Origin of the sequence: Salinivibrio sp. MA607, from assembly GCF_001996245.1 — a bacterium.
Taxonomy (GTDB): Bacteria; Pseudomonadota; Gammaproteobacteria; order Enterobacterales; family Vibrionaceae; genus Salinivibrio; species Salinivibrio costicola.
Genome location: NZ_MUFJ01000018.1, coordinates 43286 through 61971 on the forward strand (window position 1 = coordinate 43286; position 18686 = coordinate 61971).

The window sequence follows — 18686 nt, forward strand, 5'->3', positions numbered from 1 at the left end:
AGGTTGTCGTTATGATCACACACATTAGCCCCATAGGAACGATGGATCTGCTTTCTCAAATTGAGGTTGATCGTTTAAAAACCAGCGCCAGCAGTGATTTATACCGTTTATACCGAAACTGCTCATTGGCTGTTTTAAATTCTGGTAGTCATACAGATAGCTCCAAAGCGCTGCTAGAAAAGCATGAAAACTTCGAAATCCGAGTGCTTCGTCGAGAGCGTGGGATCAAACTCGAGTTGGTTAATCCGCCTGAGCATGCCTTCGTCGATGGTAAAATCATTCGTGGCATTCAAGAGCACATGTTTTCTGTGCTAAGAGATATCATTCATGTCAATGTGCAGCTCGAGCACAGCCCGGCGCTAAACCTAGACAGCTCGCCACATATTACCAATTTAATATTCGGTATCTTACGCAACGCCAAAGCACTGCGTCCCCATGTCGATCCTAACCTGGTTGTATGCTGGGGCGGTCACTCCATCAATGATATCGAATACCAATACACCCGCGAAGTGGGCCATGAGTTAGGGCTGAGAGAGCTGGATATTTGCACCGGTTGCGGGCCAGGTGCGATGGAAGGGCCTATGAAAGGCGCGGCCATCGGTCATGCGAAACAACGTACTTATGACAGCCGCTTTATCGGCCTGACGGAGCCATCTATTATTGCCGCCGAGCCGCCCAATCCAATGGTGAATGAATTAGTGATCATGCCCGATATCGAGAAGCGTTTAGAAGCGTTTGTTCGTATCGCCCACGGTATCATTATTTTTCCTGGTGGCGCCGGTACCGCCGAGGAGTTACTTTATATTCTCGGGATCATGATGCACCCCGATAATCACGCGCAGCCACTGCCGATCGTACTCACTGGGCCCAAAGAGAGCGAGGCCTATTTTCGTGATATTGATAATTTTATTCGTGATGTACTCGGTGAAGAAGCCACACAATACTACGAAATTGTGATTGATGATCCGGCCAAAGCCGCGCGTTTGATGAAAAATGCCATGCCCGCCGTCAAAGAGCACCGCAAAGCAACGGGTGACGCCTACTCGTATAACTGGTCATTAAAAATTGAGCCCGGCTTTCAGCATCCCTTCGCGCCCACGCATGAAAATATGGCAAACCTCAACTTACACATGAATCAACGCCCAGAGCTTCTCGCGTCTTCGCTGCGCCAGGCTTTTTCAGGCATCGTTGCAGGTAACGTCAAAGATGAGGGGATGCGTAATATTGAACGCCATGGCCCATTTAAAATTGATGGCGACAAGTATTTGATGGCCAAAATGGATAAACTTTTGCAAAGTTTCGTTGAACAACAACGCATGAAGCTACCTGGCACTGCGTATGTGCCTTGCTATGAAATTGTTTCCGAGACTTAGGCACGACTTTTAACGCCCTGCGTCCTAAACAAAAACCGGGTATAATGCGGCATTTATAAAACGCACACCCGGTTTTTATTATGTCTAGGCTCCATGTTGTTATTATTGATGCGATGAATCTTATCCGCCGAGTCCACGCTGCCCAGCCGGATCAAGAATCGATCGATGCGACTGCTCAATCCTGCATCAAAACCTTGGATAAAATCATCAATCATAGCCAGCCTAGCCATATTGTTGCCGTGTTTGATCATATTGGCCCTGATCGAGGTTGGCGGGCCGAGATACTTCCCACCTATAAACAAAACCGTAAGCCCATGCCTGTGGCACTAGAACAAGGCTTAGACACGATCCAAGAAGCATTTTGGCAAAGAGGGGTCGATGCGTTACTGTCACAAGGCGATGAAGCCGACGACATGATTGCTACCTTGGCATTAAAAGTGGCAGCGCGTCATGAGCACGTCACGATTGTTTCTACCGATAAAGGCTACTGCCAGCTATTACAACCCACGTTAAGCATTCGTGATTACTTCCAACACCGGTGGCTCGATTTAGCGTTTGTTGATGCTCAGTTTGGTGTGCGTCCTGAACAGCTGTGCGATTTTTGGGGGCTGGCCGGGATCAGCAGTAGCGAAGTGAGCGGCGTCCCCGGTATTGGTGCAAAAACGGCAGCAACGCTGCTTGAGCGGTACGAGACGCTTGAGGCTATTTTCGCCGCAAGCGATGTCGAACAAAAATGGCAAAAAAAGCTCGCTGGGCACCAGGATTTAGCCCAACGTTGTAAAAAGGTAGCCCAATTAAAAACGGATATCCCACTCGGTTTTAACCTGCAAGATATCCGCTTTGAACGTTAGCCGCCACGTTGCTGGCGTTTCACACGGCGCAAGTGCACGGTGATCTCTTCGCGATCGTGATAAAGGTGTTTCGCGCACATTTCATACGGCACATTGTAGTCAGCCAAAAATGCACCTAGGGTTTGCAAGTTTTCTGACACCTGCTCATAACGTCGGCTCATCGGCAGTTTCAAGTTAAAAATAGCCTCTTGGGCCCAACCTTCAATTAACCACTCTCCCATCAACCGCGCCACTCGCGATGGTTTTTCAATCATGTCGCACACTAACCAGGTCACATTCTTGCGCGTCGGCTCAAATTTAAACCCATCTTCGGCATGATGAAACACTTGTCCTGTCTCCATCAGGCTTTCAGCCATCGCCCCATTATCCACCGCATGGACAAACATCGAGCGTTTAACCAATTGATAGGTCCAGCCCCCGGGGCATGCACCTAAATCGACCGCCCACATGCCAGGCGCTAAACGCGTATCCCACTCATCCTTGGGTATAAAATGATGGAAGGCCTCTTCCAGTTTTAATGTCGAACGGCTTGGCGCATCAGACGGAAATTTCATCCGTGGTAGGCCCATATAATGAGGTGAGTTATTGGTCGTCAGCGAGTAGCCCACCAAGCAAGTACCCGGTGCGGTAAAGCATAAGTGAATCACCGGTTTTTTGGGGTTATCTTTGGCTAACATGACGCCTTGTTTGCGCAAGGCTTGGCGTAGTGGCACGGTAAACTTACGGCAAAACTTCAATAAGGCTTTAGCCTCATCGTTATCCGGTGTCTCCACCCGTAGATCGCCACCTTTAGGCAGATCGCTCGCTACCGCCAGAATCGGGGAGATACGATCATCAGGGTCAAGATCCGACAAGGCGGCGGTCACAGCAATCATTTGGCGCGCAAAGATCAGCGAGTCCAACGATAAATCACGCACAACGCGCTCAGCGTCATCTTCTTGGTAGCACTCAAACACAACATACGCGCTGTTATTTATCACGCGCGGAAACCCATACACGCCCATTTCGGTGGTTTTTTGTTGGATTTCTGCGGCGCAGTCTTTTTCAAATCCTGCACGGCAGTAAAGCAAAACCTGGTTCATAACACCCTCTGGTTCGACGATAGGATCACGCTATGTGATGATAAAAATAAGTTGCGCATTATATCTGTCATCTCGACAAGAAAGAAATGCAGATAGCCGCTTTTAACGCGATGGATGAGAGAGAGAAACGTTTGTACGCCATGTGCCCACAGCGAGCCCTCCCCAGCCGATTAAAAAGCTCACGCCGCCAACTGGTGTTACCGGTCCTAGCCAATGCATATCCGTGAGAGCAAGCAGGTATAAGCTACCGCTAAAGCCGATCATACCAACTAACCAAGCCCAAGCGACCCAGCTGAATAACCGCGTGGAGATCCGTGAAGAAAGTGCACACAGTCCAAGCAAGGCTAAACTATGCCACATCTGATAGTTAACGCCGGTTTTAAAAATAGCTAATTGATAATCGGACAAAACCATTTTCAAACCATGTGCTGCAAAGGCACCTAGCCCGACAGCCAGTCCTGCCCCTAAAGCAGCTAGGCTGATCCAGTGGTTTAATTTCATGCTTTCGCTCCTTGGCGCTCAATAAAACGCAGTAGACAGTCGACCGCAAACTGCCGATTGTCCGACTCAGTGTAACCTGACGCTTTGCGCGGCTTGAAACTATGATCGCCATCAGGAACGAACTCAATATCAATACTTGATGAGTATGAATACCCCATCACTTCTTCTTTCCGACCAAAGGTATCACGCTCCCCTTGCACAATGAGCAACGGTTTGGTCACGGTCGCTAAATGCTCGCCTTTATATTTTTCAGGCTTGCCTGGAGGGTGAAAAGGAAAGCCAAAGCACACCACCCCGCTGACTGATGAATGGCCGGTAAGGTGGCTGGCCATACGTCCTCCCATCGATTTACCGGCAAGCCATAAACGACTTTCTTTTGGGCGTAAACTATCGATGGCATCAATCACAGCTTCAAAGTGTGCAAGTAGCTTAGGTGCACGGTCTGGCGGACGCTTTTTGCCATCTTCCTGACGCTTTTCCATATAGGGAAAATTAAACCGCACCACACGGCAACCGACCCCGATACGTGTCGCGATATCTGTCATAAACTCATGCTCTTTGCCGGCGCCTGCACCATGAGCAATAATCACCCAATCAGTGGCACTATCAGGCCCATCAAATTCTAGATCTATCATAAATTCATACTCGCTTGCTCTTTTGCTGCAGTGGCTAGCATCCATTCTCGAAACGCAGTAATGCGCCCGGTGTCAGCGTCTCTTTGTTGACTCACCAGATAAAAACCATTGTCACTTTTTAACACCTGCTCAAAAGGTTGCACCAAACGTCCAGAGGCCAGTTCAGGTTGGGAAAGCACATTATTCCCTAATGCAACGCCCTGTCCGTGGGCCGCTGCCTGAAGCACCATCGACGAATGACTAAAAATAGGACCGTGCTCAACGTTCACCTCACTCAATTGATGGGCTTTTGCGAATGCCTTCCATTCTTTTCGTGAGCGATCATGCAACAAAACATGATGGACGAGATCGTCTGGCGCTTGGAGCGGATAGCCGGACTCTAGCAACATGGGAGAACAAACAGGCAACAAGCACTCTTGGTACAATAGGTCACAGCGCAAACCCGTCCAATGGCCTCGGCCATAATAAATGGCTACGTCGACATCATCGGTTAATGACCCATCCTCCAAATCAACCGCTTTTATCCGAACATCGATATCTGGATGCGCTTTATTAAAATCAGCGAGCCTCGGCACTAACCATTGAATCGCGAAACTGGGTGGCAAACTAATGGTCAGCGCCCCTTTGGCACTTCGCTCTAACACTTTATCAGTGGCATAAGAAAGTTCAGAGAATATATCTTTAATATCAAGAAAATAGCTTTGACCTTCTTCCGTCAACAACAGCGAGCGGTTACGACGACGAAATAGCTTTAATCCCAAAAATTCTTCTAACGCTTTGATTTGATGACTCACCGCCGCCTGAGTCACAAAGAGCTCTTCAGCTGCACGGGTAAAACTCAAATGTCGTGCGGCTGCTTCAAAAACGCGCAGCGCGTTAAGTGGAGGAAGACGCCTTGCCATAAACGGACACCCTATTCATTAATTTTTCTAATCGTTGACATTATAAATTGTCGATTGCTGATATACCAGCAACACCCTATAGTGCATCCCGCATCCACATGTGACGTCTCTCTATTTAGACTGTTTCCGTGGTTGCGATGTTGTGTTTGCATTTGTCTAACACTGGTTAGACAGGTAGTCGTATCTACCACTTTTAACTTCCTGTATTTTGACATTGTCTGTCATTACATATTTGTTGGCACTGAGCTTGGCTCAGTGCTTTTTTTTGTCCGTTTTTTATCTTAAACACGTATCACGCTTGAGTTACACCAGTGAGATGGCGATCATAGGCAAGATTTTACTTTGGACGATGACTATGACAGACGGTTTTGATCCCTACGCATTGCGTGCCCAGTTTCCCGCTTTTAATGCCTCAGACTGGGTGTATTTGGACAGTGCGGCTACGGCACAAAAACCACAGTGTGTGATTGATGCCATTTGCCAAAGCTACATGGCACCGGTTGCGAATGTTCATCGCGGCCAACACCAAGCCTCGTTATCCACCACTGCACAGTTTGAACAAGCGCGACGTGAGGTTGCGGCGTTTATTGATGCAAACCCTAGTGAGATAATTTGGACGCKAGGGGCAACGGAAGCTATCAACTTACTTGCCTATAGCCTCAGCCACACTTTGACCGCCAACGACTGTATCCTCGTCAGCGAAATGGAGCATCATGCTAATTTGCTTCCCTGGCAACTGATCGCGCAGCGTACAGGCGCGCAACTGGTAAAGATCCCCTGTTGTGTCAGCACGGGCCAGTTAGATATGGACGCTTATCAACAAGCACTCACGACCCGTCCCCGTATCGTGGCGATAAGTCATGTCAGTAACGTGACCGGAACACGCCACCCGATAGAAGCAATGACCGCACTCGCGCATCGTCATGGTGCAACGGTGATCATTGATGGTGCACAAGGGATCGTTCACGAGCCCCTCAGTATGCAAACCTTGAATGCTGACTTCTATGTGTTTTCCGGACATAAGTTGTATGGACCAACCGGTATTGGCGTGCTCTATGGAAAACCAGAAGCATTGGCTACTCTCGCGCCATTTCACGGTGGTGGCAAAATGATTACTGACGTCACATTTGATGATCACACATTAGCACCGATTCCCGCTCGTTTTGAAGCAGGCACGCCCAATACAGCGGGGGCGATTGGCCTTGCTGCCGCCATTCAATGGCTAAAACAATATGACGCTCAAGCCATCGATACCCATATTAGTGACTGTTATCAATCGCTACTCGACGGCTTGAAACAACGCCCAGCCATCAAGCTAATCTGCCCCCAACCACACAGCACCATAGTGTCATTCGTGGTAGAAGGAGAACACCACGCAGATATTGCTGAGCTGCTCAGCCAACAAAACGTGGCAGTACGGTCTGGGCACCACTGCGCGCACCCGCTGATCAAAGCGCTGGGCGTGGAGGGAACCGTACGTGTATCACTCGGTGCCTATAATCATCAGGAAGACATTCAACGCTTCCTCACAGCGTTAGATAAAACATTATATTTACTCGGTGTTTAATCGTTTCATAACAGGATCTACCATGGATTTACCTACTCACCCCTTTGGCAGTGAACTCGACCAAAAAATGGTTACCGAGATGCTTGCACAACACATCAGCTGGGAGGACAAATACCGCCAGCTTATCGTGTGGGGTAAACGCTTGCCTACGTTTACCGATGAACAGAAGCATGCTGCGCGCCTTGTCAGTGGATGCGAAAGTGATGTTTGGTTTTTACATCACTCGGATGACGAAAGGCATTACTTTGCTGCAGATTCAAATGCAAGAATCGTTAAAGGTCTATTAGCCGTTGTGCTCGCTTGTGTTCATGGTCAACACAGTGATGCCATTTACGCTCTCGATTTAGATCAAGTCTTCCAACAAGCCGGATTATCGCACCATTTAAGTGAGTCACGCACCAATGGTTTGCATGCGATTGTGCAATATGTTCATCACCTTACCGCTTAATTTGTGTTGGACGCCGTGGTTCATCGTCACGGCATTCTAACCTTATCCCCCCTAAAACATCGCGCCACCACTGCCCACATATGCCGACAACCCGACTATTCACCATCGAAATGCACAGAAGAGTGCAATCGATTTCTTCCAGATCATTCAGTCTCGCCAACGGAAAACAAAGACAAACATGAAAATAACAACTTATTAACAAAGTATTGCATTATTACCTATCAAAATTGACCGAAATCGCGAATGTGTAATCCGAGGCTTTTATACTTTGCGTATTTGGCTAGATTCGTTAGCTTAGAAGCAGGCAGTCATAAAAGGGTCACACCAACAAGTTAGACTGCCTAATAATATCGGCAGCATGATTATTAACTATTGGCATAACTCTTGCTGCCGTTATGAGACAAGAAAGGATGACTGTAATTCTGGTTTAAAGTGGTTCCAGATGCGGCTTCAGGCATCTCGTTATATTTGCTTGTTGTAGTGAATGGAGTCATAGATGAAGAAACTGGCATTAGTAACTGGCGCAAAAGGCGGCATTGGATCAGCGATCACCGAAAAATTAGTTGATGATAATTATCGCGTCATTGCAACACACTTCACGGGCGGTGGTCAGTGCGCACAAGACTGGTTTGAAGAAAAAGGGTTCAAACAAGATCAAGTGCGCCTATTCGAACTTGATGTTACCGATACAGAACAATGCGCTACACGTATTGCTAAACTGCTTGAAGAAGAAGGCACAATCGATGTCCTAGTGAATAACGCCGGGATCACGCGTGACAGTGTATTCAAAAAGATGGATGCCGATAAATGGCACGACGTCATCAACACCAACCTCAATAGCCTCTTTAACGTCACTCAACCTTTGTTCGCTGCCATGTGCGAAAAGGGAGGTGGACGTGTCATTAATATCTCGTCTGTAAATGGTCAAAAAGGCCAGTTTGGCCAAGCAAATTATGCCGCAGCGAAAGCAGGGATGATGGGCTTTAGCAAATCGTTAGCTGCCGAAGGAGCCCGTGCAGGCGTCACCGTGAATGTGGTTGCGCCAGGGTATACCGCGACGCCTATGGTAACGGCCATGCGCGAAGACGTACTTGAGTCGATTACCAATCAAATCCCGATGAAACGCTTGGCAAAGCCAGAAGAAATTGCGGCTTCCGTGGCTTACCTCGCGAGCGAGGCAGGCGCATACATTACGGGTGAAACGCTGTCGGTCAACGGCGGCCTGTACATGCAATAAATCAAGGATAGATTGATGGAACGCATTTTTATTGTGGCGGCAAAACGCACCGCCATCGGTGCTTTTTCAGGCACGCTCAAAGATATCCCTACCGGCCAATTGGCTGCCTATGCTATCAAAGGCGCATTAGCTGAAGGTCGATTAACTGGTGAGGCTATCGACGAAGTGATTGTAGGCAATGTAGTCAGCGCCGGACAAGGAATGGGAATAGGTCGTCAAGCAGCTATCTATGCCGATATCCCTACTCATGTTCCCGCATACTCTGTCAATATGGTCTGCGGCAGTGGGATGAAAAGCATTATGGATGCTGTTACTCATATTCGCGCTGGTGATGCACAACTTGTGGTCGCTGCTGGCGTAGAAAACATGTCACAGATTCCGTTTGCAGCGGCCGGGAACTTACGAACAGGGCAAAAGATGGGCAACTTTGCGATGAAAGACTTGCTCATCAATGACGGTCTCTCCGATGTGTATAACCAATATCATATGGGCGTCACCGCAGAAAACGTTGCTAAAAAAATGGATATCACTCGCGAGCAACAAGATCAGTTTGCCCTACACAGCCAGCAAAAAGCGGTTGCAGCGATAGAAGCCGGTCGCTTTAAAAGCGAGATCACTCCCATTGAGATTAAGCAGCGTAAGCAGACCATTACCTTTGACACCGATGAGTATCCTAAAGAAGACGTAACCCTTGAAGGGCTGGGAAAATTACGTCCCGCCTTTGATAAAGAAGGCTCGGTGACCGCGGGGAATGCATCAGGCATCAACGATGGTGCGAGTGCGGTGATCTTAGCCTCCGAATCGGCAGTCAATAAACATGGGCTCACCCCATTAGCAGAAGTAAGTGCCTATTCACAGCACGGAGTTGATCCTAGCGTCATGGGGTTAGGCCCCGTGGGTGCGGTGAACACCGCACTCGATAAAGCCAACCTCACTCTCGATAACATTGATTTGTTTGAACTCAACGAGGCATTTGCTGCGCAAGCACTCGGGGTGGTTCACCAACTAGCTGAGCACCACAAGACGACGCCCGATGCCATCTTGGCACGTGCTAACGTCAATGGCGGAGCAATTGCACTTGGCCACCCGCTTGGTGCATCCGGCAACCGAATTGTTGTGACCTTGCTACACGAGCTTGCGCGAAGAGGCGAAACCTATGGCGTTGCTTCTTTGTGTATTGGCGGCGGTATGGGTACGGCTTTAGTAATTAAGCGTACACAAGCATAAACGGACACTTGCGACCTTGGGGAAAATCCCCAGAACAACACTATCAGGAGATACACCATGTACACAGATATGTTTAAAGCGTTTTCTGAGCAATCTGAAAAAGCCCTGGCTCCCTACGTTAATTTTAACAAGCTGGTAGCCAAAAACGTCGAAACACTCACCGAATTGCAAATGAACGCGATGCGCACATACAGCTCGCTCGGTCTTGAGCAGATGAAAGCTGCCAGCGAAGTCAAAGATGTCACCAGCATGACATCATTTAGTAGCCAGCAACTGGCAGCATTGACCAAACTGTCTCAGCAAATGATGGATGACAGCACCAAACTGCAAAACATCGCTAAAGAGTTCAAAGAAGATATCGACAAAATCACGGCTGAAAACATGAAAGCCGGCACCCCAGCATAAAGGCAGGGTTACTGCACTATCGCCTGCTACTCACCGTAGCAGGCCTTTATAGTGCTTTTCCGATCAAGAGGGCAACATTATGTTTCATCACTTCTTTTCGGACTACCTTGCCAGGCTGCAAGAACAAAACCAGCAATGGTGGCAGGATCTTGAGCAGGGCAAGGCAGCCGTAGACACACCGTTTAATCAAGCCATGCAGGAAGTCAGCCTGCAAGACACTGCTCAATTGCTGGAAGGCGCGGCTCAACAACCCGCTGCACTTCTACAAGTACAGATGCAGTGGTGGGAACAACAAATGCAAATCTGGCAGAACGCCATGCTCGCCCGTGATAACACGGACGAAGTGATCAGCGAAGGTAGCGACGATAAACGTTTCAAGGACAAGGCGTGGCAAGAAGATGTCCTCTATAACTTTATCAAGCAATCGTATCTGTTATTTGGACGTACCTACATGGAAACCATTGAGGCCATTGAAGGACTCGATGATAAAACCCGTGAGCGCCTTTCTTTTTTCTCTCGCCAAGCTATTAATGCCATGGCCCCCAGCAACTACATCGCGACCAACCCAGAGTTGTTAAAAATGACGCTGGAATCAAAAGGTGAGAACTTGCTGCGTGGCATGGAGCAGTTAAAGCAAGACATGGAGTCAAGCGCCGACATCCTAAAAGTACGCATGACCAATAATAACGCTTTCCGCGTTGGCGATGACGTTGCTAACACCCCAGGAGACGTGGTGTATAAAAATGACCTGTTTGAGCTTATTCAATACCGCCCGGTCACCGAAAACGTCCATGCCACACCTGTGTTAGTGGTGCCGCCTTTTATCAATAAATATTACATTCTCGATTTGCGCGAGAAAAACTCACTGGTTCGTTGGTTAGTAGAACAGGGACACACCGTCTTCTTGATGTCATGGCGCAATCCATCTGCTGAGCAAGCTGATATTGGCTTTGAAGACTATGTCACGCAAGGGACAGTAAAAGCTGTCAGTGCGATTGAAGACATCACCGGCCAATCACAGATTAATGGTGTCGGCTATTGTATTGGCGGAACCGTATTAGCGTGCACCATTGCCTACTACTCTGCCAAACGCATGAAAGCGCGTATTAAGTCGGCAAGTTTCTTTACTACCTTACTCGATTTCTCACAGCCTGGTGAAATTGGCGCTTACATCAATGATAGTCTCATCCGAGCCATAGAAGCGCAGAATACTGCTCGCGGTTATATGGATGGGCGATCGCTGAGTGTGACCTTTAGCTTGTTGCGGGAGAATAGTCTTTATTGGAACTACTACATCGAGAACTATCTGAAAGGGAATAGCCCAGTCGACTTTGATTTGCTGTATTGGAACAGTGACAGTACCAACGTGGCCGCTAAAACCCATAATTTTATCCTGCGCGATTTATACCTCGAAAATAAGCTGGTGCAAGATAAGGGCGTTAAAGTCGGTGGTGTATGGATTGATCTCAATAAAATCAAAGTTCCCAGTTATTTTATTTCCACTAAAGAAGACCATATTGCTCTGTGGCAAGGCACGTACCGTGGTGCGCTCAATGTCGGCGGCAATAAAACCTTCGTATTAGGTGAGTCCGGCCATATTGCAGGGATTGTTAATCATCCAGTGAAGAAAAAATACGGCTTTTGGACCAATGACCACCTCGCAGATACGGCAGAGGAGTGGCTGGAAGGCGCGTCTCACCAGACTGGATCATGGTGGACACATTGGGAAAAATGGTTACGAAGTTATAGTCCCGACGAACAAGTTGAGCCCTACCCAACGGGATCAGACAGCTACCCTGTACTTTATGCTGCACCAGGTGAATATGTACGCCAGGTACTGCCGGTTAAATCGGACGTTGAGCCGAAATCAGCCGAATCTGAACCGGTAAAAGAAGAGGCTTAATCAACCGTCCCACAAAAATGGCGCCCCGACAGATCAGGCTGGGGCGTCACTTTCTAATCTTCGCGCCGCTGATCAGCGGCGATTAACTTTTGTAAAATACGTGAGACCGCGACAAATCCAAAGCTTGCTGTCACCATGGTTGCGGCGCCAAACCCACTGGCACAATCCATCCGTTTCGGGCCTTCTGCCGATGATTTACTCTCACACACACTACCATCCGGTTGCGGATATTTGAGCTGCTCGGTGGAGTAAACACAGTCAATCCCGAACTTGCGTCCTTTCGTCTTGGTAAAACCATAAAAGCGACGCAAATTGTTACGCAGCTTGGCCGCCAAGGGGTCTTGAATGGTTTTGGTGAGATCCACCACCTGGATTTGCGTCGGGTCCATCTGCCCACCCGCGCCCCCGACGGTAATAACTTTGATTTTGTGCCGCTTGCAGTGAGCCAATAATGCGGTTTTGGGCTTAATGCTATCGATCGCATCAAGCACATAATCAAAGCGCTTATCGATATACTCAGCAATATTATCCGGTGAGATAAAATCATCAATCACAGTGACTCGGCATTCCGGGTTAATCGCAGCCACGCGTTCAGCCATTACCTCACTTTTGCTTTGGCCGATGGTCGCTTTCAGCGCGTGAATTTGTCGATTGGTGTTAGTGACACACACATCATCCATATCAATCAGTGTGATCGCCCCAATCCCTGTGCGAGCCAGCGATTCCACTGCCCACGATCCCACGCCACCAATACCGATGACACAAATATGGCTTTGGTGAAWCACCTCTAGCGCACGGCGTCCATACAAACGAGCCGTACCGCCAAAACGTTGCAGATAGGATTCTGATAGGGGATGTGTCATAACTATTGTCTTCGTTGATCGCGCTGACAGGCGTTATACCGACTTGCTGATAGGATGTCTAGCCACATCCACCTTGAGGGCGTCACACAGCCAGTTGATCACGTGCATGACAGCGGGTGAACGCTGCTTATACCGCGCACTATAAAGGTAGTAGCCATAGCCGCTGTCTATACTTAACCCCAACGGATTTACAATCTGATCGTTTGACAGGGCGGCTGAGGCCATAAAGGTGGGGATCAACGCCATGCCCATACCCTGTTTCACGCCTTCAAGCGCCATAAAAAAGTGCTCAAAGCCTGCACCATATTGCGGATTACTGTCAGCCAGCCCAAATTGTTGCCAAAACTGCTCCCACAGTGAAGGGCGCGTCAAATGAGATAAAACCGGCACCTCCGATAACAACGCGGTCCGATCCAAAGGCTCTGGTAGCAAAGTCACTGATGCGACAAGCGATAAGTGTTCGTGAATTAAACAGGCTCCTTGCGCGCCTGCCTGCTGATGAGGCTGACAGCGGATTAAAATATCCAGTTCACTTTCTTTCCCTTGGGGCACATAGTCACTGGCACTGACCACCACAGAAATATCAGGATGCTGCGATTTAAATTCAGGCAGCTGAGGAATTAACCAAAGGCTAGCAAACGAAGGCGGCACCAATAAGCTGACAGACTCTTGCCTTGCACTTTGCTGGCGCGCTTGCGCCGTGGCATTGGCGATATCATTGACGCTGGCCGATATCACATTTAAATAAGAGTCACCGACTCGGTTGAGTTTTACTCCCCCTGCGTGTCGCTCAAAGAGTGGTTGGCCAATCCCTTCTTCAAGCTGCTGTATTTGCTTGCTCACCGTACTTTGGCTGATATGCAACACCTTGGCAGCTTCGGAAAAGCTCCCCGCCTGAGCCACCGCAATCAATGTTTGTAACGAACGCATCGACGGCAAACGCACATTCATCACCCTATTCCTTTTTTGCATGCCTGGTGAAAATATATCCTTTGCAGTTCAAAACACAAGCCCACCATACTGACTTATCAGTTTTGCGTAGAGGCCGTCCTATGAGCCATGTCTTTCACCGCCATTGTCATCACCTTCCTCCCACCATCGCCAGTGGTCAAGGGGTTTATCTAACGGATACCCAGGGTAAGCAGTATCTCGATGCATGCGGAGGCGCAGCCGTCTCTTGCCTTGGGCACAACCACCCTGCCGTATTGGACGCTATCCACCGTCAGCTTGATGCGATTCCCTATGCGCATACCGGCTTTTTTACCTCAGAAAGCAGTGAAGCGCTCGCCAAGATGTTGGCCGATCTTGCACCTCCCTCGATAAATCACGCCTATTTAGTCAGTGGTGGATCGGAAGCGATGGAAACCGCGCTAAAACTCGCTCGCCAGTACTGGGTGGAAGTCGGTGAACCCCAACGACAACATTTTATCGCACGCCGCCAAAGCTACCATGGTAATACACTCGGGGCGCTGTCCGTGGGTGGCAACGCATGGCGACGCGCTCCCTTTGCCCCGTTGTTGATGGATACCAGTTTGATTGCCCCTTGTTACGCCTATCGCGATCAACGTCCCGATGAGACCGCTTACGAGTATGGTCAGCGGGTGGCCAACGAGCTTGAAGCCATGCTGTTAGAAAAAGGGCCGGAAACCGTCATTGGGTTTATCGCAGAACCTGTGGTGGGGGCGACAGCCGGTGCATTGACCGCGGAAGCGGGATACTTTTCTCGTATTCGCGCAATTTGCGATCAGTACAATATTTTGCTGATCCTCGATGAAGTCATGTGCGGCACGGGGCGCACCGGTCGCTTTTTCGCTTTTGAACATGAAGGCATCGTTCCGGATATTGTCGCCATCGCTAAAGGACTGGCTGCTGGTTATCAGCCCATTGGCGCCACCTTGGTCTCGGATCGTCTCTATGAAGCAATTGCATCTGGGTCAGGCTTTTTCCAACATGGCCACACCTTCATGGCTCACCCAACGGCATGTGCCGCTGCCTTAGCAACACTCACCACCATTCAGCAAGAAGGATTAGTTGACGCCGCTGAGCAGCAAGGAAAGACGCTTAAATCGGCGTTACACCATCAGTTTGATTCTCACCCTTTTGTCGGAGACATTCGCGGACGTGGGCTATTTTTAGCGTTGGAGCTGGTGGCAAACAAAACCAGCAAGCGTCCCTTTTCGCCTGAACTTACGCTCCATCAAACGATAAAAAAAACCGCCATGCATAACGGACTCATGTGCTATCCCATGGGCGGTACCATTGATGGTAAGCAGGGGCATCACATCTTACTCGCACCGCCCTATATCATTGAATCAACTCATATCGCGGCCATCACCGACAAGCTAGCACTGTCATTAGAGATGTGCTTGCCTCACCAATAACGACAGATTCAGAAGCGAGGGAAAAGAATGCGAGACGCAAGGACGATCATGGTTGCCCCCAATGGTGCGTACTTACAGCCCGTGCACCATCCGCATGTGCCTATCACCGGCGAACAGCTTATTCACTGCCTGCACGAATGCGCCGAGGCAGGCGCAACCATGGCCCACATCCACGCCCGCGATCAACAGGGAGCCCATAGCCTTGATCCCGCGCTAAACCAAGCGCTATATCAGCAAGTGATGGATGCCGTCGGCGATCGCATGGTGATTCAACTCACCACCGAAGCCGTAGGCCGCTATTCCCCCCAGCAACAAATGGCGCTGATTAAAGCCGTCAAACCCGAAGCCGCTTCCTTTGCGCTACGAGAGCTTATCCCTGATCATCAGCCTCCAAGCAAAGCGGTAACAGATTTTTTTGCTTGGACGGTTGAAGCTCGGATCTATAGTCAGTTTATTCTCTATCACCCCAGAGAACTGGCACGCTACTACACGCTGCGCGAACAAGGTATTTTACCCTCACGAGGTCATCACTTGCTTTTTGTTGCAGGGCGAGATCGGACTCCACCCCGAGGTATGCCCGAAGATGTCGCCGCCATGTATCATGCGCTTCACGCCGATGGCACTATTCCTTGGTCTGTCTGCGCATTTGGATGTCATGAAAGTCGCTGCTTAACGACAGCCGCGACACTGGGCGGTGACATTCGAATCGGCTTTGAAAACAACACCCAACACATCGATCAAAGCCAGGCACACGATAACGCATCACAGATCACAAATTTACGCAACACACTGGAAAACCTGGGATATTGTACTAAACTTGTACAAGCACTAAGACAAACCATGACCCAATCGTTTTAACCCAATACTATTGCTTGCAAATATTGTTAAAAGATTGAAAAAATAGCGCGGTGACACTTTTTTGTCATATTTACATCGAGTGTCATACCATCTTCGAGGGTGCGCCCGGATAGCAACCTCTAACTTAAAAAGGAATCTTAAGCATGAAAGCGATGAAACCGACTCTGATTGCGCTCAGCTTTTCCGCTGCACTAGGAACCGCAGCAACGGCTCAAGCCAATCAGTTTGTAACCATTGGTACTGGCGGTGTGACGGGTGTTTATTACCCGACGGGCGGTGCAATTTGTCGTCTGGTTAACAAAAGTAAAGATGACCACGGCATTCGCTGCTCTGTAGAGAGTACAGGCGGTTCTATCTACAACATCAATACCATTCGTGCTGGCGAGCTCGATATGGGGATCGCACAATCCGACTGGCAATATCATGCCTACAAAGGCACCAGCAAGTTTGAAGATCAAGGCGAATTTAAAGATCTGCGCGCGGTTTTCTCTATCCACCCAGAACCTTTTACCGTGGTCGCTCGTGCTGATGCAAACGTAAAAACCTTTGATGACCTCGAAGGCAAGCGCGTTAACATTGGTAACCCAGGGTCAGGTCAGCGTGGCACCATCGAAGTATTGATGGATCAAATGGGTTGGGACATGGATAAGTTCGGCCAAATTTCCGAGCTGAAAGCGTCTGAGCAATCAAAAGCCCTCTGTGACAATAAAATTGACGCCATGGTTTATGCCGTAGGCCACCCGAGTGGTGCGATCCAAGAGGCAACGACTGCGTGTGATAGCGTATTGGTTGAAGTCGCTAACGATGCGGCTAAACAGTTGATCAGCGAGCGCGATTATTATCGTCAAGCGATATTGCCAGGTGGTATGTACCGGGGTAACGATAATGATGTGACGACCTTTGGTGTGGGTGCTACGTTTGTATCCTCAAGCCAAGTCTCTGAAGACGTCATTTACAACGTCGTGAAAGCGGTGTTTGAGAACTTCGATGATTTCCGTCGCTTACATCCAGCGTTTGCCAACTTGAAGAAAGAAGAAATGGTAAAAGATGGTCTGTCTGCTCCCCTGCACCCAGGCGCAGCACGCTACTATCGTGAAGCGGGTTTGATTGAGTAATCATACTTCGTTGGCTTAAATGCAAAAGCGAGCGTCAAACGCTCGCTTTTTTATTGCTTCAAGGATGAGTCTTAATCTTAGCCGTTAGGGCTGATTCACCATTTGTGGCGCTAACGGTTCCAGTTTCCAAACCCGACCAAAGTGTTTGTAATGACCGGCTTGCTCGCCTGCTTTATTACCCATGCCATGGTATAAATCCAGGTGATTTTCTTTCACTGCCCCACCGGTATCCAACGCCATTAAAAGCTTGAGCACATGCTCTCCCGTCCATTTACCCTGGTCATCAAGCTGTGGCACTTCAGCAAGTAATACACTGCCCATAGGTAAGTAACGTCGATCCGCCGCCACAGAGGCGCCCGCTTTTAACGGGATCCCCGCCGTCCCACTGACAGGATCCGCCGCTTTGGGCGTAAAGAACACATACGACGGGTTGTGTTCCAGTAAGGTCCGAACCTCTTCTTCATCGTGCGCCGCGACCCAATCTTGAATCGCCCGTAACGACATATCCTCTCTGGCTACCTCACCATTTTCAATTAATACCTTACCAATACTGACGTACGGATGACCGTTTTTACCGCCGTAGGCAAAATACTCGAGCTGATCATTGTCACCAAAATGGACAAAACCACTGCCCTGCACTTCCATAATAAAGTTATCGATGCGAGATGCGCTGTAACCCAACTCCAACCCTAACCCTTCTAAAGCACCGTCATAAATCGCTTGACGATCAGGGCAGTCTTCATTACAAGGCGGTTTGGCATAAACTGGATAACGGAATAAGGCATCGGGTTGATGGCGCATTTCAATCACGGGTGAGAAATAGCCGGTAAACATCACGTTACCGAAATCATCGCCACCGCCCATTTGGTTAACACTCAGGCCAAACTCAGCGAGCGTGTCCACATTGCCTCCTGCGTCCAGCCATGCCTGCAAGCGCTGGTATACCGCTTGATGCTTGACCACTAACGAGGGAGATTTTGCTTCTACTTCTGCAAGCTGCTCCTGAAATAAACTAAAGTCGCGCGGACTTTCCGACACCACCTGAGATACTGGGGTTAAAATACGTTCAAACCGCCCATCTCGATACTGCTGACCACGATCAGTCGGCCTAACACACCCTGCGAGTACCGCCACACACGCCATCACGACTAACGCTTTTTTCACACCATCATCCAATCAGTTAGTTTGTAGCGCTAAGGCTCGCAAAAAGCGATGAATTTGGCAATCACTTATCATTATCAGACTGTAAATGCCTGCAAAATAATACAGTTCAATTGTGATGTCATTCAGATTATCCTAGTAACTGCTTGGTCATTCATCAAACTGTCATATAATTGT

General features: G+C 49.0%; 18 protein-coding genes. 11 read left to right on the top strand and 7 right to left on the bottom strand.

Translation table 11 applies throughout. The annotated features are described in order from the left end of the window. Positions 1 to 11 precede the first annotated feature (11 nt). Positions 12 to 1373: a nucleotide 5'-monophosphate nucleosidase PpnN gene (ppnN, locus tag BZG81_RS10000; RefSeq protein ID WP_077459741.1), complete on the top strand. Its 1362-nt coding sequence runs from the start codon at positions 12 to 14 to the stop codon at positions 1371 to 1373. Positions 1374 to 1453: 80 nt separating this feature from the next. Then, positions 1454 to 2224, top strand: coding sequence for a flap endonuclease Xni (gene xni / locus BZG81_RS10005; RefSeq protein ID WP_077459742.1), 771 nt, complete (start codon positions 1454 to 1456; stop codon positions 2222 to 2224). Here the strand turns inward: xni and rlmM are convergent. The 4 genes from rlmM to BZG81_RS10025 form a co-directional block, all read right to left on the bottom strand. Continuing rightward, a complete protein-coding gene (gene rlmM, locus BZG81_RS10010) occupies positions 2221 to 3306 on the bottom strand; it encodes a 23S rRNA (cytidine(2498)-2'-O)-methyltransferase RlmM (protein ID WP_077677269.1) in 1086 nt (361 codons plus the stop codon). The two genes, xni and rlmM, sit on opposite strands and share 4 nt — an antisense overlap. A 102-nt stretch (positions 3307 to 3408) precedes the next feature. Continuing rightward, positions 3409 to 3807 (bottom strand): DUF423 domain-containing protein, encoded by a 399-nt coding sequence (locus tag BZG81_RS10015; RefSeq protein WP_077646108.1) that lies wholly within the window; start codon positions 3805 to 3807, stop codon positions 3409 to 3411. Then, positions 3804 to 4442, bottom strand: coding sequence for an alpha/beta family hydrolase (locus tag BZG81_RS10020; protein ID WP_077677270.1), 639 nt, complete (start codon positions 4440 to 4442; stop codon positions 3804 to 3806). The genes BZG81_RS10015 and BZG81_RS10020 overlap by 4 nt, the downstream gene beginning before the upstream one ends. Then, positions 4439 to 5344: a transcriptional regulator GcvA gene (locus tag BZG81_RS10025; protein ID WP_021022025.1), complete on the bottom strand. Its 906-nt coding sequence runs from the start codon at positions 5342 to 5344 to the stop codon at positions 4439 to 4441. Before BZG81_RS10025 ends, BZG81_RS10020 begins: the two co-directional genes overlap by 4 nt. A gap of 355 nt (positions 5345 to 5699) precedes the next feature. Between BZG81_RS10025 and BZG81_RS10030 the strand changes: the two genes are divergently transcribed. From BZG81_RS10030 to phaC, 6 genes are all read left to right on the top strand, one after another. After that, entirely contained in the window at positions 5700 to 6911 is a 1212-nt protein-coding gene (locus tag BZG81_RS10030; protein ID WP_077677280.1) for an aminotransferase class V-fold PLP-dependent enzyme, read from the top strand. A 22-nt stretch (positions 6912 to 6933) separates the two neighbouring features. Further along, entirely contained in the window at positions 6934 to 7359 is a 426-nt protein-coding gene (locus BZG81_RS10035; RefSeq protein WP_077661063.1) for a SufE family protein, read from the top strand. A 496-nt stretch (positions 7360 to 7855) separates the two neighbouring features. After that, a complete protein-coding gene (locus BZG81_RS10040; protein WP_077661064.1) occupies positions 7856 to 8596 on the top strand; it encodes an SDR family oxidoreductase in 741 nt (246 codons plus the stop codon). Between the two features lie 15 nt (positions 8597 to 8611). Next, a complete protein-coding gene (locus BZG81_RS10045) occupies positions 8612 to 9823 on the top strand; it encodes an acetyl-CoA C-acetyltransferase (RefSeq protein WP_077677271.1) in 1212 nt (403 codons plus the stop codon). A gap of 57 nt (positions 9824 to 9880) precedes the next feature. Further along, entirely contained in the window at positions 9881 to 10228 is a 348-nt protein-coding gene (locus BZG81_RS10050; protein ID WP_021022030.1) for a phasin family protein, read from the top strand. Between the two features lie 79 nt (positions 10229 to 10307). Beyond that, the gene (gene phaC, locus BZG81_RS10055) at positions 10308 to 12131 is read left to right on the top strand and encodes a class I poly(R)-hydroxyalkanoic acid synthase (RefSeq protein WP_077661065.1); all 1824 of its coding nucleotides are present in this window, start codon (positions 10308 to 10310) and stop codon (positions 12129 to 12131) included. Between the two features lie 53 nt (positions 12132 to 12184). On the opposite strand, the gene tcdA is transcribed toward phaC, so the two are convergent. Together tcdA and BZG81_RS10065 are read right to left on the bottom strand one after the other, a co-directional pair. Then, positions 12185 to 12994: a tRNA cyclic N6-threonylcarbamoyladenosine(37) synthase TcdA gene (gene tcdA, locus BZG81_RS10060; RefSeq protein WP_077677272.1), complete on the bottom strand. Its 810-nt coding sequence runs from the start codon at positions 12992 to 12994 to the stop codon at positions 12185 to 12187. Positions 12995 to 13027: 33 nt separating this feature from the next. Continuing rightward, positions 13028 to 13945 carry a LysR family transcriptional regulator gene (locus BZG81_RS10065; protein WP_198533644.1) on the bottom strand — a complete coding sequence of 306 codons (918 nt, stop codon included), beginning with the start codon at positions 13943 to 13945 and terminating at the stop codon, positions 13028 to 13030. 101 nt (positions 13946 to 14046) lie between these two features. Between BZG81_RS10065 and BZG81_RS10070 the strand changes: the two genes are divergently transcribed. From BZG81_RS10070 to BZG81_RS10080, 3 genes are all read left to right on the top strand, one after another. Continuing rightward, positions 14047 to 15375 (top strand): aspartate aminotransferase family protein, encoded by a 1329-nt coding sequence (locus tag BZG81_RS10070; RefSeq protein WP_077677274.1) that lies wholly within the window; start codon positions 14047 to 14049, stop codon positions 15373 to 15375. Positions 15376 to 15423: 48 nt separating this feature from the next. Beyond that, positions 15424 to 16233, top strand: coding sequence for a 3-keto-5-aminohexanoate cleavage protein (locus tag BZG81_RS10075; protein ID WP_158011839.1), 810 nt, complete (start codon positions 15424 to 15426; stop codon positions 16231 to 16233). Positions 16234 to 16376: 143 nt separating this feature from the next. Continuing rightward, positions 16377 to 17348 carry a TAXI family TRAP transporter solute-binding subunit gene (locus tag BZG81_RS10080; protein ID WP_021022036.1) on the top strand — a complete coding sequence of 324 codons (972 nt, stop codon included), beginning with the start codon at positions 16377 to 16379 and terminating at the stop codon, positions 17346 to 17348. 84 nt (positions 17349 to 17432) lie between these two features. Here BZG81_RS10080 and mltA read toward each other — a convergent pair whose 3' ends face one another. Then, entirely contained in the window at positions 17433 to 18512 is a 1080-nt protein-coding gene (gene mltA / locus BZG81_RS10085; RefSeq protein WP_077661071.1) for a murein transglycosylase A, read from the bottom strand. Positions 18513 to 18686: the final 174 nt, after the last annotated feature.

Bases quoted from the DNA above. Each gene is read 5' to 3' on its own strand.
- ppnN (WP_077459741.1), top strand. From the start codon at position 12: ATGATCACACACATTAGCCCCATAGGAACGATGGATCTGCTTTCTCAA.
- xni (WP_077459742.1), top strand. From the start codon at position 1,454: ATGTCTAGGCTCCATGTTGTTATTATTGATGCGATGAATCTTATCCGC.
- rlmM (WP_077677269.1), bottom strand. From the start codon at position 3,306: ATGAACCAGGTTTTGCTTTACTGCCGTGCAGGATTTGAAAAAGACTGC.
- BZG81_RS10015 (WP_077646108.1), bottom strand. From the start codon at position 3,807: ATGAAATTAAACCACTGGATCAGCCTAGCTGCTTTAGGGGCAGGACTG.
- BZG81_RS10020 (WP_077677270.1), bottom strand. From the start codon at position 4,442: ATGATAGATCTAGAATTTGATGGGCCTGATAGTGCCACTGATTGGGTG.
- BZG81_RS10025 (WP_021022025.1), bottom strand. From the start codon at position 5,344: ATGGCAAGGCGTCTTCCTCCACTTAACGCGCTGCGCGTTTTTGAAGCA.
- BZG81_RS10035 (WP_077661063.1), top strand. From the start codon at position 6,934: ATGGATTTACCTACTCACCCCTTTGGCAGTGAACTCGACCAAAAAATG.
- BZG81_RS10040 (WP_077661064.1), top strand. From the start codon at position 7,856: ATGAAGAAACTGGCATTAGTAACTGGCGCAAAAGGCGGCATTGGATCA.
- BZG81_RS10045 (WP_077677271.1), top strand. From the start codon at position 8,612: ATGGAACGCATTTTTATTGTGGCGGCAAAACGCACCGCCATCGGTGCT.
- BZG81_RS10050 (WP_021022030.1), top strand. From the start codon at position 9,881: ATGTACACAGATATGTTTAAAGCGTTTTCTGAGCAATCTGAAAAAGCC.
- phaC (WP_077661065.1), top strand. From the start codon at position 10,308: ATGTTTCATCACTTCTTTTCGGACTACCTTGCCAGGCTGCAAGAACAA.
- BZG81_RS10065 (WP_198533644.1), bottom strand. From the start codon at position 13,945: ATGAATGTGCGTTTGCCGTCGATGCGTTCGTTACAAACATTGATTGCG.
- BZG81_RS10070 (WP_077677274.1), top strand. From the start codon at position 14,047: ATGAGCCATGTCTTTCACCGCCATTGTCATCACCTTCCTCCCACCATC.
- BZG81_RS10075 (WP_158011839.1), top strand. From the start codon at position 15,424: ATGGTTGCCCCCAATGGTGCGTACTTACAGCCCGTGCACCATCCGCAT.
- BZG81_RS10080 (WP_021022036.1), top strand. From the start codon at position 16,377: ATGAAAGCGATGAAACCGACTCTGATTGCGCTCAGCTTTTCCGCTGCA.